We start from the raw sequence: 13,717 nt of genomic DNA on the forward strand, positions 1-13,717 counted from the left end.
CAGTTCGTACCCGCACGACACGTTTACTACCGTGCCTGCTCGTTGTCCCTCGGTTAGCCGTAGTTCCCCATTGTTTTCTGGGCACAAAAGATATATTCGTCCTTCGCGTAGGGACAGATATGAACAAACACTTCGAAGACGCACGATATTACCTGAAGCGCGCCGGCAAAACCGCCACCAAGGGCGTCAAAGAGGAACTCGAACCGGTCGAGGAACGGTTCCGAGAACTCACCGGGAAGGAAGTAGAGCCAGAACCCAGCCGACTGGAGGCCGTCAAGGCCGACCTGAAGGAACTGCAGGGAAAAGCAGAGGGCGAAGCCGAGGAAGCGCTCGCTGACGCACGCAAAAAGATCGGCGAATACCGCGGCAAGGAAGAGCCGGAAGCGTAGTCGGAAAGCAATTCTTAAGGGATGCGCTCGAATAGAATTGAGTGCGTCGGGTTGGTGATCTAGTTCGGTTATGATACCTCCTTCACACGGAGGAAGTCGGCGGTTCGAATCCGCCCCAACCCATCCGTTCGCTTCCCACGTTTCTCAAGGAACGAATCCTGAAATCGTACAAAGTTTTGTCCTTTTGCCGGACTGCTTTCCGCGTCCCCTCACCGGGCGTGTGCGAGCGCATAGTAGGTAATTCCGCACGCGAAAAATTTCTGGCTTTCAGCCAGACTCTTCGTCACACAATTCACTACGAAACGTCTCACTTAGGCTTTCGAAGCCCACGCCGGGGGATGGACGGTCGTCTGTCCCCGTTCAGTGAATTGGAGACTGGCGGTCACGGTCACCGTCCGCCCATCACGACTCGTCGCGTAGGAGACGTGGTACTCGTGGACGAACCCCTCAGGGCTAATGAGCGCCGAAAACTCATAGTTCGAGGCGTTCGCATATGCTGAGGAGGTGTCCGGCTCACCGACTGACTCCACCCGGTAGAGCGTCGTACCGTTGCGTTCAATCGTCTCCGTAACCGTTGTATTACTTGCAACCAATTTTGAGTAGACGTCCCCGTATCGTTCCTTCCCGGGTGTCGCTGCCTTCTCCGCGCCAACGTGTGCGACCGTTCCATTCTCGTAAACCGTTCGTTGGACGAGCATTGAGTCGTTCCGGAACACGGTTATCGCACGAATCGAGTTCCGTTCGGAACCCCCAATGTGCAACTCATAGAGGTACTGCCCACCGTGGCCGCGTTTCATCGTCGTCGAGTGGTTTTGGAGAAGGGTTCCATCAGCGCGAATCGACCGATAGGAGCGCTTCGTGTACGTGGTGTTCGTAAAGTGGTCGCGGTGGGCCTTCGTCAGCGCCCATGCGTCAGTTACGCCTGATTCGGTAAGCCCGGGTGCGAGTGCTGATGTGTTCTCGCCGCTCGTCGGTGACGGTGTTACGGTCGGCGACCATGGTGCCCCACTACACCCCGCAAGAACGATGAAAACGGCGACGAATACTGTCGGTCGAATACGCCTGGGCAAATCCACTCTTAATTGACATTATTGCATTCATCACCGATATGATTTAGGGACATAGAGACGACCTTGGAGTTCTCACATTCGTGATAGGAAAGCGTACGACCGTTTGGACCATTCTGGTAATGAGGAATTGCCACACAGTAGGCAGTGAATCTACCCAAATCAGCCTCGGGGAACGCATCGCGAAGCTGTTACCGTCCTCCTAGCGCTGCAGAGGTACAGATAGCGGTCGGTTGCGCGCAGCCCGACAGTTTTTACCGCTCGGTAAACAAGGGAGCGTATGACCGAAAGTGAGTCGCAGGCGTCGGCTGACGGGCCGCTATCCGGAGAGATGGTCCGGCATGGGACGGGCGTGAATTCGAACCGTGCGTTTCCAATGGAGAGCTATCCGTCCAATCTGGACCCGTTTGTCCTGTTCGAGCAGTTCTACATCGACCCCGACAAGGGGTTCCCGATGCACCCGCACCGCGGGTTCGAGATCGTCTCGTACATGATCGAGGGTGGAATGGAACACGAAGACTCTCTGGGCGTTGCAAACACCGCATACGAGAACGACGCGATGCGTATCACGGCCGGCAGTGGGATACGTCACTCCGAATTCCCCGCCGACGGGCAGGCTTGTACCGGACTCCAGCTCTGGGTGAATCTGCCGCAGGCGGAGAAGGACGCTGACCCGGACTACGTCGACGCGACATCCGACACGCTGCCGACGGCGGAACAGGATGGCGCGACGGTCACGACAGTCATCGGCGAGGGCTCACCGATCAGCCTCCATACGCCGATGGAGTATCTTGATGTCGCTGTGGCCGACGCGTGGACGTGGTCGGTTCCGGAGGGGTGGTCTGGGTTCCTCTACGGTGTCGCGGGTAGCGGGACGGTTGAGGGGTATTCGTTCACTGACGGTGATGTCCTGCCGATCACTGACGCGCGGTCAGTGGCACTCCGAAGTGATGACTCACTCCGTGTCGTCGCCGTCTCGGGTCGCCCGCACGGCGAGCCGATTCGACAGCGCGGCCCGTACGTTCTATAGGTTGGCGGTGCGGGGTGGTTCAGGGCCAGACGTGAGGATTCGACTATATTTTACCAGATGGTAAAACTCTTCTGTGGTCGGTCCATGACTCCTAATATGGCAGATGTAGCAGTCGTCGGCGGCGGCCCCGCCGGCCTGAGTGCGGCACAGTACGCTGCGAAGAACGACCTCGAAACGATCACCTTCGATACGGACGAGTCGTGGATGCACAAGGCGCACCTGTTCAACTACCCCGCAGTGCGCTCCATTAGCGGCGAGGAGTTCCTCACAATCGCTCGCGGGCAGGCCGAGGACCGTGGCGCGACGCTGTACGAGACAGCAGTCACGGCCATCGAACAGACTGATGACGGATTTGTCCTCACGACGGACGACGACGAGTACACCGCGGAGTACGTCGTCCTCGCGACTGGTGGCGACCGGAGCCTCGCCGAGGACCTCGGCTGTGCGTTCACCGATGAGGATGTCGTCGACGTGACCGTCGATATGGAAACGTCGGTCGAGAACGTGTACGCGACCGGTGCGATGGGTCGAGCAGAGAAGTGGCAGGCGGTTATCGCGGCCGGTGACGGTGCTGCCGCTGTCCTCGACATTCTCTCGAAAGAGAAAGGCGAGTACTACCACGACTTCGATATGCCGTCAGACGTGCCGGAACTCTAACGATGCAGCCAGAATCTACTACCACAATGAATCCCGCTACTATCTCGAATCGGACCGTTGGAAACGCTCGTGCGGTCTCGGTGGTGAGTTTGTGATGGCGCCCGAACTCAACGTCGTGTTGCTCGTCGTCGGCCGCGTCCTCTTTGGCGGCGTGCTCGCATTCACCGGGCTGAGCCACTTCACACAGACAGAACAGATGGCCGGCTACGCCGAGTATAAGGGCCTCCCGGCGCCGAAATTCTCCGTCCTCGCGTCCGGCGGGCTTCTCATCCTCGGCGGGCTCGGTGTGACAGTGGGCGTCTTCCCGGTCGTCGCAGCGGTCGCCCTCGCCGCGTTCCTCGTCGTCTCGGCCATCGCGATGCACGACTTCTGGGCCGTGCCGGACGAGGACCGGCAGGACGAACTGAATAGTTTCCTGAAGAACGTCACGCTCGCTGGCGGTGCACTCGTTGTCGCGGCATCGGCAACCGGGACGTGGGCGCTCAGCGTCGGCATCAGCCCCCTCTGACGCTGTCTTTTCAGGCCGATCTACTGCGGTGGGTACAGCGAGTCGAGAATGAAGTCGTTGACGGCGCGCTTGGCTTCGTCGGGTGCGTCTTCGTGGCCGAGCGCGATCCGCCGGCCGCGGGCCGCGTGAATTACGTCCGTGATGAGCTGGCCCATCAGTTCAGCGTCGACATCGCGAAACGTACCCTGTTCGATCCCGTCCTCAATGACGGTGGAGATGCTTTCACGAAGGCGGTCGTAGTGCTCGTTGAACAGCGCCCGGTGCTCCTCGTCGTTTTGCGCGTAGGCGTACAGTTCGTGGTACACTTTCATGCGGTCCCAGTGCGAGAAGTCGTCGAACTCCGGGCCGAACAGGCATCGGTCGATGCGGACCTCAAGCTCTGTTCGAGGGTCGGTTTCGTCGTCAACCTCGACGCTTCCCTCGTACTGGTCGATAATGTACTCCAGAAACGACGAGATCAGGTCGTACTTGCCGTCGAAATGATAGTGGATCACCTGCCGAGACATATCCATTTCCTCGCCGATGTCCCGGACCCGCAAGTCCTTGTAGCCGTGCTTGCTCAGCGCCCGAAAGGTGGCCTCCATAATGACTTCCCGGGTGTCCTGTGGCGTGCTCTGCCCGTCCGATTCGCTCATGGCCTGTTTTATCGTGGTAGGCACATATCGGTTTCTCCATCCGCACCGGGACCGGTAAGCCGCCGTTGGCCAAGGCGTGTTCGCTTCCGCTACTGCTGACGCTCACTTCACTCAGGCGCGTTCAACGAACCGAGCGTCAGCGGAGGTGTGGCCCCGGTTGAACGATAGCACCTTCGCTCGGATCACGTCACCAGCTGATACTGACGATGGCACGTCTTCGGTGAACAGGACGAAGCCCTCGACTTTCCCAACGGCGACGCGGTCGCCGGAGTGGTGGTCGCTAAACTCAGTGATGCCGAACTCATAGGTCTCCCCGAGCTCGACCGGCGGTTCTCGCTTCTGTGCGGTCTCGTGAGCGCGTTTCGACGCACTGCTGGATGAGCGGCGGGTAATTGCAAACGCCAGTGCGAGGCCCACGGCGAGGGCGGCCCCGCCGGCAGCGAGCCAGATCGGTTCCATGCCAGAGATTGCAGGACGAACGGATTAATACCTTTCAGAGTTCGGCGACAGCGCTTACAGTCCGAGGCGGTCCAGAATTCCGCCGCCGGAGTCCGGGTCCCCGCCCGCGGAGTCCCACTCTGTCGGTAGTTCGGCCGCAAGCGACGTGACCTCGTCGTCACTGTAGCGGGGGTCCTCCGTCGCGTCGTCAAGCCAGTCCGCCCACTCTTCGGCCGTCATCTGTCCGTGGGAATCGACCTCCCACTGGTCGACGAGCGCCTCCCGGTCGTGGAACGGGATGTCCATGCCGCTGTCACCCCAGTACAGTGGGGAGAGCGCGAACTCGTGGGTGTCGTCCTCCAGCCAGACGAGCCGGTAGGGGTAGTCGTTGTAGCAGAACACGTCATCGGGCGAAACGACATCGCCGTTGGGGAGCTCCAAGGTCTGAGACATTGTATTACAGTTGGGGCTACCCACGCTTCAGGGTTATGTGTCGGTAGAACTACTGGAGCAGCTAGATGCCCGCCGCTACGCGAGCGGGTCGCACAGCGCCCACTCGTCCGTCTTGGGGTCGAGGTTCGAAGGTTCTGCGCCGCGGTCGGTTACGATGCCGGCGTGGTAGTAGATCGCCTTCAATTGGAACACAGTGGGGGCGTGATAGACGCTGCCGTCGGTGAGTTCCGAACGGCGGAGTTCACCGTCGCCAGTCAGAACGCGCTGGCGGACCGCCTCGTCACCACGGAGGAACAGTTCGACGGTGAACTCGGGGTGCAGCGCGTGGAGGTACTCGACAAACTCGACGAGCGACGGGGACTCGTAGCTGTCCCGGTGGCAGGCGTAGAGCCCGTCAACGAGGAGTTCCGTGGCTGGGTAGTCGGAGACGACGCGACGGACGAGCTGGCCCCACTGTGGTGCGATGTCGATGAACCGCCTTCGGGAGCGCTGCCAGTCCTCGAACCTGCAGAGTGCGGCGTCGATGTCGCCGACCGTCCGGAGCGCGAACCGGACAACCTCCCGACCCAGCGGCGTCAGCGTGAGCGTTCCCTGTCCGGTGTCGATCAGGTTCAGAAACGCCGCACCGGCAAGAGCGCCGTCAACGGCCCCAACGACGTGGGAAGAAAGCAGATCCCGTGCGTCGCAGTCGTGGTGGACGGCCAGCGGCACCGCGATGTAGTTTTTCGGATGATTGAGTCCGAAGTTCTGGCCGGCGACGCCCTGGGCGCTGGCCTGGAACCGGATGGCTGATGCGGCGTCCATCGACCCGTGGCCGACCACGCGGGGCCGTTCCAGAACTGCCACTGAGCCGTCTGATTCGACGCCCAGCACGCCGACGTTCAGCTCACGGGCCATCGTCCGCGCGGCGGTGGAGATACCGCTCCGGGGCGCGGTCAGGAAGGCCACGTTGGCCTCGTTAAGCCGGTCGTGGGCCTGCACGACTCCACGTTCGGCGTCGACGCCGCCGTTGCCCGTGTAGCCCTTTGCCTCGACGGCGATCAGCGGCGGCCGGTCACCGAGTCGGTCGACGGACAGCAGGTCCGTCGAGAGCGCCTGTACGCCGACGAGGTCGGGATAGCCTGTTCCGACACGGACGTGGTTGAACGGCGCGAGCGTCGCCTGTACGGACGCCTCGATGGGCGTGTCGTCCAGCCAGCGCTGCTGTGCGAACTGCGTGTCCGCGACGACGTAGGCGTCCTCGCAGTCCGTGAACAGCCGGTCTTTCGTCCGGGCGAGTACCTGTGGCTCGGAGAGCCCCGACGCCGTTGTGGCCATAACCGGCGTTCACACAGGGCGGACATGAGTGTTCTGTCCCCGGACGAGCGACAGCAGGCATCTGGTGCAGTGCTACACCACCCGACGGCGGTATCTACCATAGCACAGTAACAGGACGAGATGACAGCGATGCGGTCGAACAACCGACAGGGCGGATGCGAAAAATGGGAATGTCTCTGCTGGTCGTCAGTACTGGTGGAGCGGCTGTTGGCGGATTTTGGCCCGTAACTCCCCGATTGAAGGGTCGCCGTCACCGCCGAACTGCTGTGTTACGGAGTGGACCTCCTCGCGGGAGATTTTGACGTTGCCCTGCTCGATGACATCGGCGGGTCGTTCGCGGAGTTCACGGATCGTGCCGACCGCAAGCAGGAACGGAATGGCCCACGCTGAGAGGGTGTTGCCGCGGGTTTCGGGCATGGCTTCGAGCCACGCCTGCGCGTCGTCGAGATAGCCCTCTGCTCGCTCGGTCACCTGCTCGATGACGGGGACCAGCGAGTCGACATTGTCTGTGTCGCTCACGTCGCTGTGGTCAAGGCCCTGCTCGTGGAGCAGTTCAAGCGGGAGGTAGACGTTGTTTTCTTCTTCCATGTCCGTCGCGGCGTCCTTGGCGACGTTGACGAGCTGGAGCAGCAGGGCAAAGGAGCGGGCGTTTTCCTCCATCTGGGCGATCTGCTCGTCGGTGGCTTCGTGGGAGACCAGCCCGGTCACCAGCGTCCCGACGGTACCAGCGGCGTACCAGCAGTACTCTTCGAGTTCGTCGAGCGTCTTGATTCGAAGCCCACCGGCATCGGCGTAGCGGTCGACGAACATCGCCATCCCATCGACGAGTTCCCGGACCGGCCCGCGGATGGTCTGCGTGGAGTGGTCGTCAAGCGTCTGAAACACGTCGACGATACGGCCTGCGTTCTCGACGACTTCCCAGTCCGCGTTCGTCGTCGTGGGTATCCACTCCCCGACGGCGTCGTGGAACGACGACACCGTCGTCCCGCTCGACGGTTCGAGCGAGCGGCTGTACGTCTGTAGGAGTTCGGTCTGTACCGCTGGAGGGAGGTGACCGGCGTCCTCAATCGTGTCAGCCACACGGCAAAGTAGATAGCCCAGACAGATGTCCCGGGCCATCGGTTCGTTGAGTTCCGAAATTGTGAGACTAAACGTCCGCGACACACGATGGACAGCATCGTAGCACCACTCGATGTCTTCCGAAGACGACCGGTCTGTGTGGTTCTGAGACATTCCCGACATCCGGGGTAGGGCATACGATGATAAAAATGGGACGGCTACGGTGTCGGTTCCGTCCCGGTCACGGTTCGGTGTTCCGACAGACTCAGGAGTGTCCGAGCCTAGTTTACCGTATGAATGGCATAGTGACCGGGAGGGCACAACCGTGAACAATCAGGACGCAGTAGTGTTGGCGCTGACGGTCGTTGCTGCGATCATCCTCCCGGGCCTCGCAAACTGGGGATTCAGCATGCTCGGCTACCCCTGGGTCGGAAGCGCTGTCTGGGCGCTGGGGTACGGTCTCGGCGTCGTTTTCATCTGGTACGAGTGGGTCCGGCCGCTCGATATCACTGGGCCAGAAGGAACCGGTCGAAGTGAGGACTCGGGCGAGTAACCCGCTGCTTGACTTCGCTTGACTACCAGCTATCAGTTTTTCCTGCCAGTTCCGTCCGAAGAATACAGTTGTTGAAAAAACTTCATACAACACCCGTGGTACCCTCTCGACAAGCTTTATAGCCGTGGTCGGCCCAACGTGAGATATGACAAACGAGGCGCTCGGCGAGAGTCGTCCCGGAACGAAGGGGCGCGCCGGCTGGACACGCGAGCAGGCGAGTCGGATCAAGCGGACCGACGACACCGTTGCTCCCATCGTCTACCCACCCGAAGCCGAGCAGATCCCCGAGGTCCATATCTGGGACACCTGGTTTCTCCGTAACCGCGACGGCACGCTGGCGACGGTCGACGGCTACCGGGTCTGTTTCTCGCTGACCGCCCCATCGGACCTGTTGCCCGGCAAGCGCCACGACGTGGCGACCATCCGCTGTTTCTACTCCGACGACGGTCGCAACTGGCACAACGCCGGCCCGGTGTTCGAGGACGCGCTGGGCCAGCGCCAGTGGGCCGGGTCCGCACTGCATGACGACGACGGCAGCGTCTATCTGTTCTACACTGCGGCCGGCGAGGACGGAGCCGAGGACCTGACCTACACCCAGCGTATTGTCGGTGCAGGCGGCGGCAGCATCAACACGACCGACGGGTTCAAGCTCTCGGGTCCGTGGACTCACCACGAACTGCTCCAGCCAGACGGCGACCGCTACGAGCGCGAAGACCAGTCCCGCGGGATGATCTACACCTTCCGGGACCCGTGGTTCTTCGAAGACCCCGAAACGGGCGAGACGTGGCTCCTGTTTGAGGCGAACACACCGGTTCCGGAGGGCAGCGACGTCTGCGGTGGCGACGCCGCACTACAGGAGTTCAACGGGAGCGTGGGCATCGCTCGCTCGCCGACGGGCGACCCGCTGGCGTGGGAGCTTGAAGACCCGCTGCTCGACGCTGTAGGCGTCAATCAGGAACTCGAACGGCCGCATATCGTGTACCGTGACGGCCTGTACTACCTCTTTATCTCCAGCCACCGCCACACGTTCGCGCCGGGGCTTGCAGGGTTCGACGCGCTGTACGGGTTCGTCGCCGAGGACCTCCGCGGCGATTACGTCCCGCTAAACGAGTCCGGCCTCGTCGCCACCAACCCCGAGAACGCGCCGTTCCAGTCCTACTCGTGGATGGCGTTCCCTCACGACGACGAGGTGCTGGTCCAGAGCTTCTTCAACTACTACGATTTCGACGGTGACACGCTGGACGAGATCGCTCATCTGTCCGAGTCCGAGCAGATGCGCCGCTTCGGCGGCTCGCTCGGCCCGACGCTCCGACTCGACGTGGAGGGGAACCGGACGCGCATTATCGGGTCGCTCGGGCACTGGCACATCCCGCTGGAGGGCGAGACGCTCCCGCTGACTGACCGAGAGCTGATTCGGCGCGGGAAAGGCAACGATACCGGTGCCGGTGGCTACGGCGCCCGAACCGAGGCTGAGCGGAAGTAGGGCGCCTCGAAGCGGGCTTTTTGCAGGAATCCGGCCGAGGCTGTCTACCAGACGGCATCCAGTTCCCAGACGTCCAGCGACGCGATAGTCGCGCGACCGCCGTCGGCCGATAGCGAGATGCCGGTGGCGTCCTCGCGAGTCGGATACACGCGGCTGGTCAGGCAGTGCCGTTCGTTGGCGAACACCTCGACGACACTCCCGTCGACGAAGACACGCAGCGACAGCGGCGCGTCATACGGTCGGACCCGCATCGTCTGGGTGTCGCCGGTCGCCTGCGGATCGGTGCTTGAGGCCGACCGGTCGACGGCGATTTCGCTCTCATAGGAGTACCGAATCGGTGTCCGCTCCTCGCTGTCCGGCGATTCGAGAACAGCCAACTCGACAGCCTCCGCGTCCTCTAGCCGGACGGTTGCGCGGAATTCGAACGACCGGCTCTCGACCGGCAACTGCTCGGTATCGCCCGCATCGAGGCGCACCACGTCGTAGCTGGTGTTGTCGCCACGTAGCTCTGTGAGTTCAGGAGCTGGCCGCTGACACAGGCCACCGTCATCGGCCAGTGACAGCTCCCGAGGCAGCGACATCGTACCAGACCAGCCGGCGTCCCACTGTCCGCTCACGTCGCGGGCCTCAGGGAGCCATCCCCATGTCAGGATGCGGCCATCGTCGGTCCACATCGACTGCGGAGCGTAGAAGTCGCCGTGGTCGAGCTTATCGCGGCGGTCGACGTCGAACTCGCCGTCTTCGTAGGTGCCGAGGAAGTACACCACGTCCTCGTAGTTCGAGATATGGAGGAGCTGTCGGTCCCCGAAATCGAGCAGTTCCGGGCACTCCCAGACGGTTCCAGCGGTGTCGCGGTCGCCAGCGAGTATCGGGCCCTGATACTCCCAGTTCCGCAGGTCTGAGGACTCGTACAGCAGCGCAGCGCCGCCGCCGCCCTCGATCCCGGCCCCGATGAGCTGGTACCAGATCCCGTCCTCGCGCCAGACGCAGTGGTCCCGGAACTCCCCTTCCCAGTCCTCGGTGCGGAGCACTTCCGGCTCGGCTGGCAACTCCTCGATGATGGGATTGGCCGGGTCCTTGTCCCAGCCCGTGAGGTCGTCATCCGCGGCGGTGGCGATACAGGGGAGCTGGCGCTTGTCGCGGCCACCCGTGTACAGCACGGTCGGGACGCCATCGTTGTCGACCGCACAGCCGGACCAGCAGCCGTCCCGGTCCGGGCCGTCGGGCGACGGTGTGAGTGCGACGGGGCGGTCCTCCCAGTGGACGAGGTCGTCGCTGACAGCGTGGCCCCAGTGGATCGTGTTGTGGAACGGCCCGGCCGGGTTGTACTGGTAGAACAGATGATAGCGACCGTTCCAGTGGATGAGCCCGTTCGGGTCGTTGAGCCAGTTCGCCGGCGGCGTCACGTGGTAAGACGGGCGACTCGGGTCGTCGCCGAGCCGGTCGCGCAGTTGCCCGAACGTGTCGACGTCCTTCGGACGGCCGGTCAGCGGGTGCCGTTCGTCCGACGCCAGAAATTCCAGCGTGTTCTCGATGAGCGTCTCACGGTTGCCCCGACACACATCGTGGGTCGGCTGGGCGAACGCAACGGACGACCCGATGCCCAGTACCTGCCCGTTGCCGGGCTCCCAAGAGAGTATTGCCATCTGTTTGACTACGTCGGTGTCGCCCCGGATTGTGCTCGCGAGCACGTCCCCTGACTGGGGCGCGATGGACTCATATCTCGCGTAGGGAATCGTGACACCGGCACCGCGGGTGTGAACGCGAAGCGTGTCGTAGTCCGCATGGATCGGGTGGTCGTCGTACAGGGCCTGCCAGAGGTGGCCGGTCGGCTCCGGGACCTCTTCCCAACCGGTGGCGTCTGGCGCGACCTCCTCAAACCCGAGCGGTTCGACAGCGGAGAGCGCGCTCAGCGTCAGCAGGAGCGCCCCGCCGTCGCGGACGTACGAGGCCAGCGTCGGTGTGTCAGTTAGCGCGCGCTCGTCGAACAGTTCGTCCCGATGCCACCAGAGGACGTCGTACTCGGTCGGCTCAACCGAGGAGAGTGCGCATCGCTCGGCATCGTCGACTGTCTCCTGACACCAGTCGTACGCTGCCGCCTGCTCGTCCGTACAGGCGTCGACGTAGAGACAGCCGATACGTGGCGAATCTGCCATTGCCCCGTTATCCCCTCGTGAAATATAAAAACATTCGGCAATCGTTTCTGAACGAATATGCACACTCTTGTGGATACCGTCGTTGATGTGGGCAGCAAAGCGCTCGACAATCCATTGGCGGCTTATACGGGAGCGTCAGCGCGGGCCGCTGTCGAAGTCGGGAGTGGCTCCGTAAAGAGATACAATAGCCAGAGCAGTGGCTGACGGCGGACTATCGATGAAAAAGCGGGCGGAACCGGTCAGTGAACGCGGGCGTTGCGGGCCTCGGCCTTCCAGTCGATGACGGTTTCGTGACAACTGGGACAGACGAACTCGGTGAGTTTTGTCGTCTGATCGTTGTATGACATCCGCGTGCCACAGTTGGTGCAATCCATTATAATTGTATATATTCTACTGAAGGATATAAATTTTCTCCTGACCATAGTCGGGCCGGGCGGGAGACAGGCTGTAACACCCGTTTAGTGGCAGTACGTCACATGAGGGATGGTAAACAGCCACAATTAATAACGAGGGTAGGGGTTCTCCGCAAGTGCCGTCGAGAGCAGAGAGTGGGAAGACACAGTCGGAGAGCCCGTTTCGTGTCCGTCGGCCGGCAGACGGCTGTCTGACTTAGCTTTAGATATCAGGCCCACGTAGCCGAGCATATGCCACGTACCCGACTCGGCGGGGAGTCGTCGCAGGAGCGACGGGGTGGTGGTCTCTCAACCGACGCAACCAGCCTCGGAATCGACACTGACGTATTCGAACTGCTCTCGACCGACCACGGTCACGAGATGGGACAGTCCGAGCCCAGAATCGAACGGTGGCTGGACTGCTGGCTGAATCCCTAGTTGGTTTCGACGAGACGCGCCGCGATCCGTTGCGCGCCAATGGTCGGCGCGATGTCCGGTTCGTCAGCAGCGATGACGTCAATATCGCGGTTCAGCTCCGCACTGAGTCGTTCTTCGAACTCGTCAACAATGCCGGGGATGCAGGCCATACCACCGGTGATGGCGATCGGGCGGTCCAGCGCGAGCTGGTACACTTTCATGTAATCGTTCGCCAGCTCCGGCAGGAACGTGTTCGCCAGTTCGTCGACGGCGTCATCGAGGTACTCGTTGACTGCGTCCATCACAGAGCGCTCGATGGTGAATTCGTGTGAGCCACCGCCGGGCTGCTGGATGATGTCCGTGAACGGCTCGAAATCGACGAAGTCGGCGTGCTCTTCTTTGTATTCACGGGCAGTCTGATTGTCGATGTTGACACGGCCTTGCGTTTCTTCCTCGACGTAGTTGGCGATCATCCGGTCGACTTCGTTCCCGGTCACCGCGCCCGTCGTGAAGGGGGAGAGCTGCTCGCCGCGACGGTACGCGGAGGCTTCGAGGTTCGTCGACCCCATGTTGACAGCGACGAATATCTCGTCGATGGCTTCGAGGTCGTCACCAAATGCCGGGATGGAGCCACACAGCGATTCCGGATAGCTCTCGACGAGGTCCAGCCCGATAGAGGAGTTCTCGATGACGTTCTGGAGGTTCTCCAGCCCAGTCGGATTGTCGATGGTCGGGATGGCGTACACGACGCCGCTGTGTTCCGGGATGTCATGTTCGTCGATAATAGCCTCGAAGAACGTCTTGGTCATCTCGGCCCGGTCGGCGTCTTCGGGGAGCCCCGACCGAAGCATGTACTCAACGCGGTCCGGATACTCGCGGGCCGCTTCTTCGCCGTAGAGGATCTTCTCCTCGCCGGTCAGGGCGTCCTCGTACGTCGCCATGCACGTCAGTGTCTTGATGATCCGGTTCTCCGTGCCGTGTTCGCCCGGCAGGGCAATGACGGTCCGGGTGCTCCCGAGCTTGACCCCGACCGGAACAGCGGCAGCGCCGTCCGACGACACACCGGCGTCCGATTCGGACCCGGTGTCGTCGTCCGCATCCTCGTCACTCATATACGGTCGTCCTTGTCGACCGCCCGATATATATCCTCTCCCTAGTATTCA

Annotated in this window: 16 protein-coding genes and 1 tRNA gene; 8 read left to right on the top strand and 9 right to left on the bottom strand. The window is 61.9% G+C overall.

Annotated features, from left to right (window positions below; all coding sequences use genetic code 11):
* The first annotated feature begins 119 nt into the window (after window positions 1-119).
* Together RBH20_RS09435 and RBH20_RS09440 are read left to right on the top strand one after the other, a co-directional pair.
* Window positions 120-389: a hypothetical protein gene (locus RBH20_RS09435; RefSeq protein WP_306707936.1), complete on the top strand. Its 270-nt coding sequence runs from the start codon at window positions 120-122 to the stop codon at window positions 387-389.
* Window positions 390-437: 48 nt separating this feature from the next.
* A tRNA-Val gene (locus RBH20_RS09440) sits at window positions 438-512 on the top strand.
* Window positions 513-700: 188 nt separating this feature from the next.
* On the opposite strand, the gene RBH20_RS09445 is transcribed toward RBH20_RS09440, so the two are convergent.
* Window positions 701-1,459, bottom strand: a complete 759-nt coding sequence (locus RBH20_RS09445) for a hypothetical protein (RefSeq protein ID WP_306707938.1) — start codon at window positions 1,457-1,459, stop codon at window positions 701-703.
* Between the two features lie 277 nt (window positions 1,460-1,736).
* Here RBH20_RS09445 and RBH20_RS09450 point away from each other — a divergent pair, with 277 nt between their 5' ends.
* The 3 genes from RBH20_RS09450 to RBH20_RS09460 all read left to right on the top strand — a co-directional run bounded on the left by RBH20_RS09450 (window position 1,737) and on the right by RBH20_RS09460 (window position 3,651).
* Complete coding sequence (locus RBH20_RS09450; protein WP_306707940.1) at window positions 1,737-2,486, top strand: pirin family protein; 750 nt, start codon at window positions 1,737-1,739, stop codon at window positions 2,484-2,486.
* Window positions 2,487-2,582: 96 nt separating this feature from the next.
* Window positions 2,583-3,143, top strand: coding sequence for an NAD(P)/FAD-dependent oxidoreductase (locus tag RBH20_RS09455; RefSeq protein WP_306707941.1), 561 nt, complete (start codon window positions 2,583-2,585; stop codon window positions 3,141-3,143).
* A gap of 94 nt (window positions 3,144-3,237) precedes the next feature.
* Window positions 3,238-3,651 carry a DoxX family membrane protein gene (locus RBH20_RS09460; protein WP_306707944.1) on the top strand — a complete coding sequence of 138 codons (414 nt, stop codon included), beginning with the start codon at window positions 3,238-3,240 and terminating at the stop codon, window positions 3,649-3,651.
* Window positions 3,652-3,671: 20 nt separating this feature from the next.
* Here the strand turns inward: RBH20_RS09460 and RBH20_RS09465 are convergent, their stop codons facing one another.
* From RBH20_RS09465 to RBH20_RS09485, 5 genes are all read right to left on the bottom strand, one after another.
* Window positions 3,672-4,286, bottom strand: a complete 615-nt coding sequence (locus RBH20_RS09465) for a TetR/AcrR family transcriptional regulator (RefSeq protein ID WP_306707946.1) — start codon at window positions 4,284-4,286, stop codon at window positions 3,672-3,674.
* Window positions 4,287-4,397: 111 nt separating this feature from the next.
* A complete protein-coding gene (locus RBH20_RS09470; RefSeq protein ID WP_306707948.1) occupies window positions 4,398-4,745 on the bottom strand; it encodes a TRAM domain-containing protein in 348 nt (115 codons plus the stop codon).
* A 54-nt stretch (window positions 4,746-4,799) separates the two neighbouring features.
* Window positions 4,800-5,177: a hypothetical protein gene (locus RBH20_RS09475; RefSeq protein WP_306707950.1), complete on the bottom strand. Its 378-nt coding sequence runs from the start codon at window positions 5,175-5,177 to the stop codon at window positions 4,800-4,802.
* A 75-nt stretch (window positions 5,178-5,252) separates the two neighbouring features.
* Window positions 5,253-6,494 (bottom strand): hypothetical protein, encoded by a 1,242-nt coding sequence (locus tag RBH20_RS09480; protein WP_306707952.1) that lies wholly within the window; start codon window positions 6,492-6,494, stop codon window positions 5,253-5,255.
* Between the two features lie 186 nt (window positions 6,495-6,680).
* Window positions 6,681-7,727: a phytoene/squalene synthase family protein gene (locus RBH20_RS09485; protein WP_306707954.1), complete on the bottom strand. Its 1,047-nt coding sequence runs from the start codon at window positions 7,725-7,727 to the stop codon at window positions 6,681-6,683.
* Window positions 7,728-7,878: 151 nt separating this feature from the next.
* On the opposite strand from RBH20_RS09485, the gene RBH20_RS09490 reads away from it, so the two are divergent.
* The gene (locus tag RBH20_RS09490; protein ID WP_306707956.1) at window positions 7,879-8,106 is read left to right on the top strand and encodes a hypothetical protein; all 228 of its coding nucleotides are present in this window, start codon (window positions 7,879-7,881) and stop codon (window positions 8,104-8,106) included.
* A 145-nt stretch (window positions 8,107-8,251) separates the two neighbouring features.
* Window positions 8,252-9,589, top strand: a complete 1,338-nt coding sequence (locus RBH20_RS09495; protein WP_306707958.1) for a glycoside hydrolase family 68 protein — start codon at window positions 8,252-8,254, stop codon at window positions 9,587-9,589.
* Between the two features lie 44 nt (window positions 9,590-9,633).
* On the opposite strand, the gene RBH20_RS09500 is transcribed toward RBH20_RS09495, so the two are convergent.
* Both RBH20_RS09500 and RBH20_RS09505 read right to left on the bottom strand, forming a co-directional pair.
* On the bottom strand, window positions 9,634-11,745 hold the full coding sequence (locus tag RBH20_RS09500; protein WP_306707960.1) for a GH32 C-terminal domain-containing protein: 2,112 nt from the start codon (window positions 11,743-11,745) through the stop codon (window positions 9,634-9,636).
* A 239-nt stretch (window positions 11,746-11,984) separates the two neighbouring features.
* The gene (locus tag RBH20_RS09505) at window positions 11,985-12,119 is read right to left on the bottom strand and encodes a hypothetical protein (protein WP_023843340.1); all 135 of its coding nucleotides are present in this window, start codon (window positions 12,117-12,119) and stop codon (window positions 11,985-11,987) included.
* 270 nt (window positions 12,120-12,389) lie between these two features.
* Between RBH20_RS09505 and RBH20_RS09510 the strand changes: the two genes are divergently transcribed.
* Window positions 12,390-12,575 carry a hypothetical protein gene (locus RBH20_RS09510; protein WP_306707963.1) on the top strand — a complete coding sequence of 62 codons (186 nt, stop codon included), beginning with the start codon at window positions 12,390-12,392 and terminating at the stop codon, window positions 12,573-12,575.
* Here the strand turns inward: RBH20_RS09510 and RBH20_RS09515 are convergent.
* Window positions 12,572-13,666 (bottom strand): hypothetical protein, encoded by a 1,095-nt coding sequence (locus RBH20_RS09515; protein ID WP_306707965.1) that lies wholly within the window; start codon window positions 13,664-13,666, stop codon window positions 12,572-12,574. The genes RBH20_RS09510 and RBH20_RS09515 overlap by 4 nt on opposite strands.
* Window positions 13,667-13,717: the final 51 nt, after the last annotated feature.

The sequence above is a fragment of the Haloarcula sp. H-GB4 genome (assembly GCF_030848575.1).
GTDB lineage: Archaea > Halobacteriota > Halobacteria > Halobacteriales > Haloarculaceae > Haloarcula.

Coding starts and splice junctions, on each gene's coding strand:
- RBH20_RS09435 (WP_306707936.1), top strand. CDS start 120: ATGAACAAACACTTCGAAGACGCACGATATTACCTGAAGCGCGCCGGC.
- RBH20_RS09500 (WP_306707960.1), bottom strand. CDS start 11,745: ATGGCAGATTCGCCACGTATCGGCTGTCTCTACGTCGACGCCTGTACG.
- RBH20_RS09515 (WP_306707965.1), bottom strand. CDS start 13,666: ATGAGTGACGAGGATGCGGACGACGACACCGGGTCCGAATCGGACGCC.
- RBH20_RS09505 (WP_023843340.1), bottom strand. CDS start 12,119: ATGGATTGCACCAACTGTGGCACGCGGATGTCATACAACGATCAGACG.
- RBH20_RS09475 (WP_306707950.1), bottom strand. CDS start 5,177: ATGTCTCAGACCTTGGAGCTCCCCAACGGCGATGTCGTTTCGCCCGAT.
- RBH20_RS09495 (WP_306707958.1), top strand. CDS start 8,252: ATGACAAACGAGGCGCTCGGCGAGAGTCGTCCCGGAACGAAGGGGCGC.
- RBH20_RS09485 (WP_306707954.1), bottom strand. CDS start 7,727: ATGTCTCAGAACCACACAGACCGGTCGTCTTCGGAAGACATCGAGTGG.
- RBH20_RS09460 (WP_306707944.1), top strand. CDS start 3,238: ATGGCGCCCGAACTCAACGTCGTGTTGCTCGTCGTCGGCCGCGTCCTC.
- RBH20_RS09510 (WP_306707963.1), top strand. CDS start 12,390: ATGCCACGTACCCGACTCGGCGGGGAGTCGTCGCAGGAGCGACGGGGT.
- RBH20_RS09480 (WP_306707952.1), bottom strand. CDS start 6,494: ATGGCCACAACGGCGTCGGGGCTCTCCGAGCCACAGGTACTCGCCCGG.
- RBH20_RS09465 (WP_306707946.1), bottom strand. CDS start 4,286: ATGAGCGAATCGGACGGGCAGAGCACGCCACAGGACACCCGGGAAGTC.
- RBH20_RS09450 (WP_306707940.1), top strand. CDS start 1,737: ATGACCGAAAGTGAGTCGCAGGCGTCGGCTGACGGGCCGCTATCCGGA.
- RBH20_RS09455 (WP_306707941.1), top strand. CDS start 2,583: ATGGCAGATGTAGCAGTCGTCGGCGGCGGCCCCGCCGGCCTGAGTGCG.
- RBH20_RS09470 (WP_306707948.1), bottom strand. CDS start 4,745: ATGGAACCGATCTGGCTCGCTGCCGGCGGGGCCGCCCTCGCCGTGGGC.